This window comes from Bacteroidales bacterium, assembly GCA_035299085.1.
Classification (GTDB): domain Bacteria; phylum Bacteroidota; class Bacteroidia; order Bacteroidales; family UBA10428; genus UBA5072.
The window spans coordinates 1-8156 of record DATGXG010000012.1 but is presented as its reverse complement, the minus strand read 5'-3'; the positions used below and the strand labels follow the sequence as shown (position 1 = coordinate 8156).

The 8156-nt window shown below is 43.1% G+C and carries 9 protein-coding genes, 1 tRNA gene and 1 riboswitch; of the genes, 3 read left to right on the top strand and 7 right to left on the bottom strand.

What is annotated here, in order from left to right; all coding sequences use genetic code 11:
* The 4 genes from VK179_02385 to VK179_02370 form a co-directional block, all read right to left on the bottom strand.
* Positions 1-261, bottom strand: a 261-nt coding sequence (locus VK179_02385; protein ID HLO57561.1) for a hypothetical protein, incomplete at its 3' end; no start/stop codon positions are given.
* 90 nt (positions 262-351) lie between these two features.
* The gene (locus VK179_02380; GenBank protein ID HLO57560.1) at positions 352-834 is read right to left on the bottom strand and encodes a nuclear transport factor 2 family protein; all 483 of its coding nucleotides are present in this window, start codon (positions 832-834) and stop codon (positions 352-354) included.
* Positions 831-1634 carry an SDR family oxidoreductase gene (locus VK179_02375; GenBank protein ID HLO57559.1) on the bottom strand — a complete coding sequence of 268 codons (804 nt, stop codon included), beginning with the start codon at positions 1632-1634 and terminating at the stop codon, positions 831-833. Before VK179_02375 ends, VK179_02380 begins: the two co-directional genes overlap by 4 nt.
* A gap of 24 nt (positions 1635-1658) precedes the next feature.
* Positions 1659-2132 (bottom strand): Dps family protein, encoded by a 474-nt coding sequence (locus VK179_02370; protein HLO57558.1) that lies wholly within the window; start codon positions 2130-2132, stop codon positions 1659-1661.
* 369 nt (positions 2133-2501) lie between these two features.
* On the opposite strand from VK179_02370, the gene VK179_02365 reads away from it, so the two are divergent.
* Positions 2502-3485 (top strand): alpha/beta hydrolase, encoded by a 984-nt coding sequence (locus VK179_02365; GenBank protein ID HLO57557.1) that lies wholly within the window; start codon positions 2502-2504, stop codon positions 3483-3485.
* Positions 3486-3517: 32 nt separating this feature from the next.
* Entirely contained in the window at positions 3518-4501 is a 984-nt protein-coding gene (locus tag VK179_02360; protein HLO57556.1) for a zinc-dependent alcohol dehydrogenase family protein, read from the top strand.
* Between the two features lie 110 nt (positions 4502-4611).
* Here VK179_02360 and VK179_02355 read toward each other — a convergent pair.
* The 3 genes from VK179_02355 to VK179_02345 form a co-directional block, all read right to left on the bottom strand.
* A tRNA-Arg gene (locus tag VK179_02355) sits at positions 4612-4686 on the bottom strand.
* A 53-nt stretch (positions 4687-4739) separates the two neighbouring features.
* Positions 4740-5318, bottom strand: a complete 579-nt coding sequence (locus VK179_02350) for a MarC family protein (protein HLO57555.1) — start codon at positions 5316-5318, stop codon at positions 4740-4742.
* Between the two features lie 75 nt (positions 5319-5393).
* The gene (locus VK179_02345) at positions 5394-7355 is read right to left on the bottom strand and encodes a TonB-dependent receptor (GenBank protein ID HLO57554.1); all 1962 of its coding nucleotides are present in this window, start codon (positions 7353-7355) and stop codon (positions 5394-5396) included.
* Positions 7356-7479: 124 nt separating this feature from the next.
* Positions 7480-7607, bottom strand: a riboswitch (cobalamin riboswitch).
* A gap of 313 nt (positions 7608-7920) precedes the next feature.
* On the opposite strand from VK179_02345, the gene VK179_02340 reads away from it, so the two are divergent.
* Positions 7921-8156 (top strand): amino acid permease (locus VK179_02340; GenBank protein HLO57553.1); only part of this gene is annotated, 236 nt, incomplete at its 3' end.

Sequence of the window (8156 nt, the reverse complement as noted above, 5' to 3'; positions counted from 1 at the left end):
AGAGCCCTGGTCAATCATCGAATGTACCTGTGAATGCGCTGTCTCATTTATGATTCGGCTCATTGCTTCTGTGCCTTGTTCTGATGTGTTCCAGAATACCATATCTACTACCGTCCCATCTTTTTTTTCCAGGATGTACCTTGATTGAAAGCCGTTTTGCTTTTTCAGCCAGTCGTCAATATCCGCCTTGTTGGCTTTAATAAATTCTTTGAATGTACCTGTACGAAGCTTGAAGGTGGTGATCTCAACAGCCTGTTTCACTTGATTTTGATTTAATATTTAGAGAATACTTCTATATTTTGCCAGATACTTTTGTGCTTGTTTAGATTCTGGAAAGCTGTCTGAAAATAATTACTGTCCAGGAATAGCGAAAGTCAGATCATGATAGATTCTATGAACTATGATCTTCCATTCTCCGCCAATTTTTTTCAGCGAGGGTTTGTAGTATCCTGATTCCGTTGGGGTGACAGTTCCCATAAGTCCTATGGTGCCAATCGGCCATCCGTTTTCAGGCGGAGCCGTTCCTACAGAATCAAACCTGATAAATTGCGCATCCATAGTTGCTTCATCCCCATTCACAGAAATGATATGGTCATGGGTGGTATGGTGGCTCCATCCTCTTTCGGGGTGAGGTTTCATTAAATTGGAAATAGCATTTGCGATTTCATCTTTTCCGGACAGGACAAATAATTGCTCCGGTAATCCGCCATTAAATTGGTAAATCTCAACTTTTCCATCTTTAGTAAATAGGTTACTTAAGGCATTGCCGTCAAGTGCATCAACCGCTCTTGTGTACCGCGCCAGTATTTGTTGTATTTCTCTTTCGGGACTCATAAGAACAATTTTTGAATTTTAAGGTATTGTGCTTCCGCACCGTTATCAAGTCTTTCATTATATAAGAGAGCGGCATCTTTGCCAGCAATATATCTGAGTTGGTCTCTGTTGTTAGTAGCCGCTTCATAAATGACAGCAGCAACATCTTCAGGCGTGGAAAACTGACTTATACTTTCTTCGCTGTAGCCGGCACTCACTTTTTTTACCAGTCCTTCATAGGAATCATGCTGACCTCCGTCCATAGATCGACCTGCAAAATCCGTTTGAATCCCGCCAGGGGCAATGATTTTGACTTTGACATTAAAATGGGCCAGTTCATAGGCCAAGCTTTCTGAAAAGCCATCAATGCCAAATTTTGTTGCTGCATAAATCGAACAAGTAGGGTAGCCAATCAAGCCGAACATGGAGGTCACATTAATGAACATGCCGCTTCTTCTTGCGCGGAAATATGGTGTAAATGCTTTGGTAACCCTGATTGTGCCTAACAGATTGGTGGAGAGTTGCCGGGAAATCTGTTCGTCAGTCAATGACTCCAGTACGCCGATTAAACCGTAGCCTGCATTATTCAGTACAACGTCAACTGAATATTTTCCAGTTACCCTTCGGGCGAGTTCTTCAATTTGTTTTTCTTCCGAAATGTCCAAAGGCAGAATGGTAATATTATCAAGTTTAGACAGTTCTCTTTCTTTTTCGGGAGTTCGCATGGTTGCGATCACGGTCCAGCCCATGGATTGGAACAATTTGGCAGTTGATTTTCCTAATCCCGCCGATGCTCCTGTTATAAAAATAGTTTTCTTCATTATTAATTTTTTAAGATTAAGGCATTAACCTCCCAGTCCTGCTCTTATCATCCAGGCTAAAGATTCATGTTTGACCAGGATTTGGGTGGCAAAATCACTGCTGCCGGCATCTTTATATTTTGTATTCATTAGTGGGATAAGCCGCCGGAGGTTATGAATAATTGTTTCATGTGAGCCGAGCAGATTTTTCAATTGATCATTTTGGGATGTGGTGTAAGGTTGCTCTGTCAAACTCGTAAGTTTCAGATAATCTTCGAGTCTGGCTTCCGCGTGAAAACCTATGGCACGGATCCTTTCTGCAACCTGGTCTATTATGCTTTCCAGTTCTTTGATCTGTTCGTCGTAAAATTTATGCAAGGCGCTGAAGTTGGGGCCTTCAATATTCCAGTGATAATTCCTCGTTTTTGTCTGCAGGATAAATTCATCAGCGAGCAACTTGTTAAGTTCCAGGCTAACCTGCTGTAAATGGGATTCCTGGATGCCAATATTTGCTTTCATGTTGGGGATGTTTAAGTTGGGTTAATCAATTCAGTGAGATATGATAAAGAATTATTTCATAGCAAGGTATGTCCGGGTTTACAGGTCGAGTTTTCCCAGAACTCTATTTTATTTGACTATTAAAGTCATTCTTCCTCACTCATCTTTCATTTCATGGTTTTTCGAACACATGAATTAAAAAGTCAAATGAATTGAATACGTAAGAAAAACATGAAATGATTTCTCACTCCATCTTTACACCAGTAATACAAATACAAAAAATTAAAAATTGATATTATGAAAAACAGTCTGATTCTTCTCGCAGGCTTATTCGTCTTTGGATGTAAAGAAAATGTGCAATCAAATTCCAATCAATTAAATAACACAGTTATGAGAAATGAAACTATGGTAGTGGATTATGCCAAGGATCCGCTGATCGACAACAAAACAAGATCTTTTTTGAAAGCATTGAATTCCGGTGGCGGGAAACCGCTTGAAGCACTTTCTCCTGTAGAGGCAAGGAAGGTGTTGGCGAATGCGCAAGCGTCAGTGAATGTTGATTTGTCTGGCATTGATGAATCTGAAAAAACAATCACTGCTGATGGACATACTATTAAATTGAATATTGTACGACCCGCTGGGGTCAAGGGCGAATTACCCGTGTTTATATTTATTCATGGTGGAGGATGGGTGTTGGGCGATTATCCTACACATAAAAGAATGGTGCGGGACCTTGTGGTACTTACAGGCTACTCGGGAGTGTTTGTTAATTATACTCCTACACCGGATGCTAAATACCCGGTTCAGGTGAATGAAATTTATGCAGCAACAAAATGGGTAGCCGAACACGGAAGTGAAATTAATGTTGACGGCAAAAACATGGGTATAATCGGAAACAGTGTTGGAGGTAATATGAGTACAGTAACCGCAATAAAAGCGAAAGAAAATAATGGTCCACACATTAAAGTCCAGGTACTGATGTGGCCGATAGTGGATGCTGATTTTGAAACCGACTCCTACAAACAGTTTGGGAAAGACAGATTCCTGACTACTTCTACTATGAAATGGATGTATGATATGTATATAGAGGATCCAAAAAAGCGTACTGAGATTTATGCTTCACCGCTTCAGGCTTCTGTTGAACAGTTGAGAGGATTGCCGCCGACATTGATACAGGTAGCAGGGAACGATGTATTACGCGATGAGGGAGAGGCATATGGCCGTAAGCTGGATCAGGCAGGCGTTCCCATTACAGTTGTTCGCTACAATGGCACTATTCATGATTTTGGGTTGCTGAACGGGCTTGCAGATCTACCTGCTACCCAATCTGCCTTTTACCAGGCAGCTGCTGAACTGAAAAAGTTCCTGAAATAGACCAGATTTCCTGTCATCCAAAAAGCAAAGTTATGCAAGCAGCAGTTTTAGAGAGTCACAATTCCTCGTTCATTATTTCAGATGTAGTTCAACCAGTGGCAGGTGATGGGCAGGTACTTGTGCGCGTAAAATCCAGTGGAACAAATCCTCTGGATGTGAAAATCCGGAGTGGTAATGCCCCTCATGCGCAGGTAACATTACCGGCCATACTTGGGATTGATATGGCCGGTATCGTAGAGTCAGTAGGAAATGCCGTAACCGGTTTTAAGGAGGGAGATGAAGTGTTTGGAATGACGGGTGGAATTGGAGCTGTACCCGGATCGCTGGCGGAATTTACTGTGGTGGATGCTGACTTATTAGCTATAAAGCCCCAGGTTTTTAGTATGAAGGAGGCAGCAGCCACACCTCTGATCTTTATTACTGCCTGGGAGGGTTTGGTTGACAAAGCCAGAATTCATGCTGGTCAAAAAGTGTTGATACATGGTGGAGCAGGTGGTGTGGGCCATATGGCAGTTCAAATAGCTAAAGCTTTTGGAGCAGAAACCTTCGCAACTGTTTCGGCGGGGCAAGAGAAGATAGTCGGTGCTTTTGGTGCCACGCCCATCAATTATGAAGAAATATCCGTAGAGCAGTATGTGGACGCATTAACGGGCGGGGAGGGTTTTGATATAGTGTACGATACCGTTGGATCATCTACACTTGATGACTCATTTCATGCAGTAAAAAAATATACGGGTCATGTGGTAAGTTGTCTTGGTTGGGGTACCCATAAACTTGCGCCTCTATCTTTTCGGGCCGCCACTTATTCAGGGGTTTTCACCCTCTTGCCACTGTTGACTGGTGAGGGAAGGAAACATCATGGTGAAATCTTAAAAGAAGCAAGGAGGCTCGCTGATGAAGGGAAATTAAAAGTGCATGTGGATCCCCGAAAATTTACGCTTAAGAATATTGAGGAGGCACATAGTGTATTGAAAACTGGTAAGAAATCGGGTAAAATAGTGATTGATATCGATTGAGCAGGGAACCTTCGTTTCGTTTGCTACAAAAAAAGGGAGTGCAATAATCTATTGCACTCCCACACTAATGTTAACACACTAACCGGCTTACACACTAACTCACTCGTTTTTGGTGGTCCCGTCAGGAATCGAACCTGAATCCAGGGCTTCGGAGACCCTTATACTATCCATTGTACTACGAGACCAGAACGATAAAATGGCAAAGCCATTTTATCGCATTTTTCACATTAATCACATTCTATTTGATCAACCCACTCAGGTTGGTCGTGAATATCTTCACCGCGATGGCGAGCAAAATTACGCCAAAAAATTTTCTTACCGCTAACAGGCCTCCGGTGCCCAGCAAACGGGCAATTCTATTGAGTGAATGCAGCACCAGGTAAACGAATACCAGGTTGGCAAGTATGGCAAGTAAAACCAGCCATTCATTATAGTTTGCACGAAGTGAGATCACTGTAGTGAGCGTTCCAGAGCCTGCGATCAATGGAAATGCAATAGGGACTACCGTACCGGAGGAAGGATTGGCTTCGGACTTAAAAAACTCAACTCCCAGCACCATCTCTAATCCCAATATGAAGATCACGATCGATCCGCCAACAGCAAATGACTTCACATCAACGCCCATGATGTTCAGGAATTTCTCCCCTACCAACAGGAAAAGGATCATGAAGCCGCCTGAAATCAGGGTTGCCCTCAACTCCCGGATACCGCCCATCTTATCTTTCAGACTGATCAGCAAAGGAATGGATCCAATGATATCGATCACGGCAAAAAGAGTGAACGTAACAGTCAGGAATTCGTCGAAATTGAAATTCATAATAGATTGGCGAAATTACGGATTGGCGGATTACCAGATTGATTTAATCCGTCAATGCGCCAATCCGTTGATATTTTAATTGATCTGGAAATTCACACCTGTCATAAAATTGATCGGCCTGGTAGTGAATCCGTTGATGTCTATATAATCTGCATCAAACAGGTTTTTCAGATCCAGGAAGATCCTGATCTTTTTGGAAAACCTGTATTCTCCATATAGATCAAATACCGTGTAAGGATCAAGTTTTATCGGGGCGTCCATATACCTGGGTTCAAATCTTTGTCCTGCAAACCGTGCATGTGCACTTACAAAAAGCTTTTCAGTGAACTGATAACCCGCAAAAAGGTTGATGCTGTGCTTTGGTCTCCTGAACTGATAGTTATAAGTGGTGTCCCCATCGGGTACATAGCTGTAACTGTTGGGGTCATACGCATATTTCACCGTGTTTACTTCTCCTGTCAGATAGGTATAGTTGAACGTAATATTCCATCGGCCCTTACGATACATGGTTTCCAGTTCGAGGCCTTTATCGGTGGCCCTGTTATTATTGAAATACCTGTAATCAACAAAACTGTAATCGATGCCGTCCTTTAGTTTTCTTTCAAATAATACCACCCTGCTTTGCCATGCATTTTCCAAGGCACTGAATTGTATTCCGCCTTCATATGAAGTTGACCTTTCCGGTTTTAAAGAAGGGTAGCCGCTGTATGCATCATAAAGCTGGTATAGTGTGGGCGCCTTGAAAGCAGTGGAAAGGTTAAAGAAGAATTTCCAGTTACCATAAACATACGATGGGTTTATAGTATAGGTCAGATTGGATCCATACAGGGAATGATTATTCCACCGAAGACCTCCTTCCAGGAAAAAACCTTTTCCTGAATTGTAATATGCTGAAGCATAGGCGCTGTATAAGTCGATCTTAGCTGAATCACCTGAAAGCTTATTTTCGAAAGGTCCGAAATCACTTATCGAAAGGAAGCTCTGTTCTGTTTTTTGAAACCGGGCATCCGCTCCTGCAATGAAAGAGAAATGGTCATTGATCCGGGTATTGGCATAAAGTTCTGCAAAATGACTTGTACCGCGGTAGTCAGATGTGCTGAACTTTGAGAAACTTCCTACGGCTAATGAGTCGTCCAGGTAAAACCGCTTAGTTGTATTCAGGCTGTAATTGGCATGAAATGTTGTTTTGCTCAACTGGTAGGTCAAACCTCCGCCAGCAATGAAATTCTTGTTTTCAACGGTATTGTCTTTATCATCTGAAAATGCATTGGCATCCAGGTCAGCTTTGTAAAGATTGGCCTGCCCCATGAGTTTCCAGCTAAGTTTTTCGCTGAATTTTCCATTCAGCCCAAGATTGATATTGTGTTGGTTCAATCCATCTTTATCGAAGCCTTCCTTGCCGGTGGTATCGAGGGCGGATGAAAGTCCTGCTGTTTTCAAATACTGGTATTGCAGGTTATAGTTAAAGTCATTTTTAGAACCACTTAATCCTGCTCCCAGTTTGTAAGTGCCAAAAGAACCAGCTGCCGCTGAAGCGTTGAGTTGCATGGGTTTTCTGGCAGATTTGCGGGGAATGATATTGATCACTCCGGCTACTGCATCGGATCCGTATATAGTGGACTGTCCTCCTTTCAGGATCTCCACTCTTTCCACCATATCCGGGGTGAAAAAATTAAGATCGAAGGCAGAAGAGATGGAGGATACATCGTAAATGGGAACTCCATCGATGAGGATGAGCGTGTTTCCCAGTCCTGCTCCCCGCGTGTACACGTCGATATTAGTGCCCGGGTTATTGTTTGAACCGATAATGGTAAGTCCTGCATATTGATTCAGGATCTCGCCCATGTTCTTCCCAGTGCTTTTTTCAAGTATCCCCCGGGGGATCACGGTAAGCACTTTTCCTGTCTGCTGTTGTTTTTGTAAGAATCTGTTTGCTGTGATCACCACGTCGTCGAGTGTGGTTACGGAGCTGTCTGATTGAGAGAAACCCCATGCACTGCTGATCATGAGTGCTGTCATGAATAAACTACGTTTCATGCAATTGTTTTGGGGGATTTGGGATGCAGAGAAAGAAAACCTAGTTCTTCCGGCCGGAAAGAAAAGATAGACCAACTCTGGCTTTTCACCCGAAAGCCCAGGTTAAAAAAAATTACGAAGGCAGGTCTTCTGGCTCGTTTCTCTGCACCTTCCCGTCCCGGTTAAGGGCCAGTGGTTTTAATTGCATTCGCAAACATTCGCTTGCGGAAACTTACAGCTACGGGGATAGCGCCGGATTTTCACCGGACTTCCGAAGAAGAAGAGACACAGAGTGAACACAGAGACGCAGAGGTTAATCTCTGTGTTTCTGCGTTATCTCTTGTCTCATTCTTCATACCGTTCGTAGCGCAAAAGTGCTTGATACTGTCTAAACCACAAAAAAGAAATTATTTACACGTTGAAAGATTGTTGATTTTCTTCTCCCTCCAAGGCAGGTTGCGGTATTTTTTTCTGCCCTCTGCCACCTGCCCTCTGCCACCTGCCTTGGGGAGGATATCAAAATGAGAAAATTCTGTGTCTCTGTGTTTTTCTCTGTGTCTCTTAAATCCGTATTTTAACCCAACGTATGGATAAAAACAAACAGAGCAGGTCGTTGCTCAGCCTGTTCGACCTCACCATGATCGTGATCGGGCTGGTGATCGGACTGGGTATCTTCAGGACTGCTGCTGATTCAGCCAAAGCAGCTATCACACCCAATGTATTTTTCCTGGCCTGGTTGTTCGGCGGTGTAGTCGCTCTTTGCGGTGCATTAACCTATGCCGAAATAGGATCCCGTTACCCCGTCACAGGCGGCTATTATAA

What these genes read in the sequence shown, in the direction of transcription:
- VK179_02380 (HLO57560.1), bottom strand. Translation starts at nt 834, where the DNA reads ATGAGTCCCGAAAGAGAAATACAACAAATACTGGCGCGGTACACAAGA.
- VK179_02375 (HLO57559.1), bottom strand. Translation starts at nt 1,634, where the DNA reads ATGAAGAAAACTATTTTTATAACAGGAGCATCGGCGGGATTAGGAAAA.
- VK179_02370 (HLO57558.1), bottom strand. Translation starts at nt 2,132, where the DNA reads ATGAAAGCAAATATTGGCATCCAGGAATCCCATTTACAGCAGGTTAGC.
- VK179_02365 (HLO57557.1), top strand. Translation starts at nt 2,502, where the DNA reads ATGAGAAATGAAACTATGGTAGTGGATTATGCCAAGGATCCGCTGATC.
- VK179_02360 (HLO57556.1), top strand. Translation starts at nt 3,518, where the DNA reads ATGCAAGCAGCAGTTTTAGAGAGTCACAATTCCTCGTTCATTATTTCA.
- VK179_02350 (HLO57555.1), bottom strand. Translation starts at nt 5,318, where the DNA reads ATGAATTTCAATTTCGACGAATTCCTGACTGTTACGTTCACTCTTTTT.
- VK179_02345 (HLO57554.1), bottom strand. Translation starts at nt 7,355, where the DNA reads ATGAAACGTAGTTTATTCATGACAGCACTCATGATCAGCAGTGCATGG.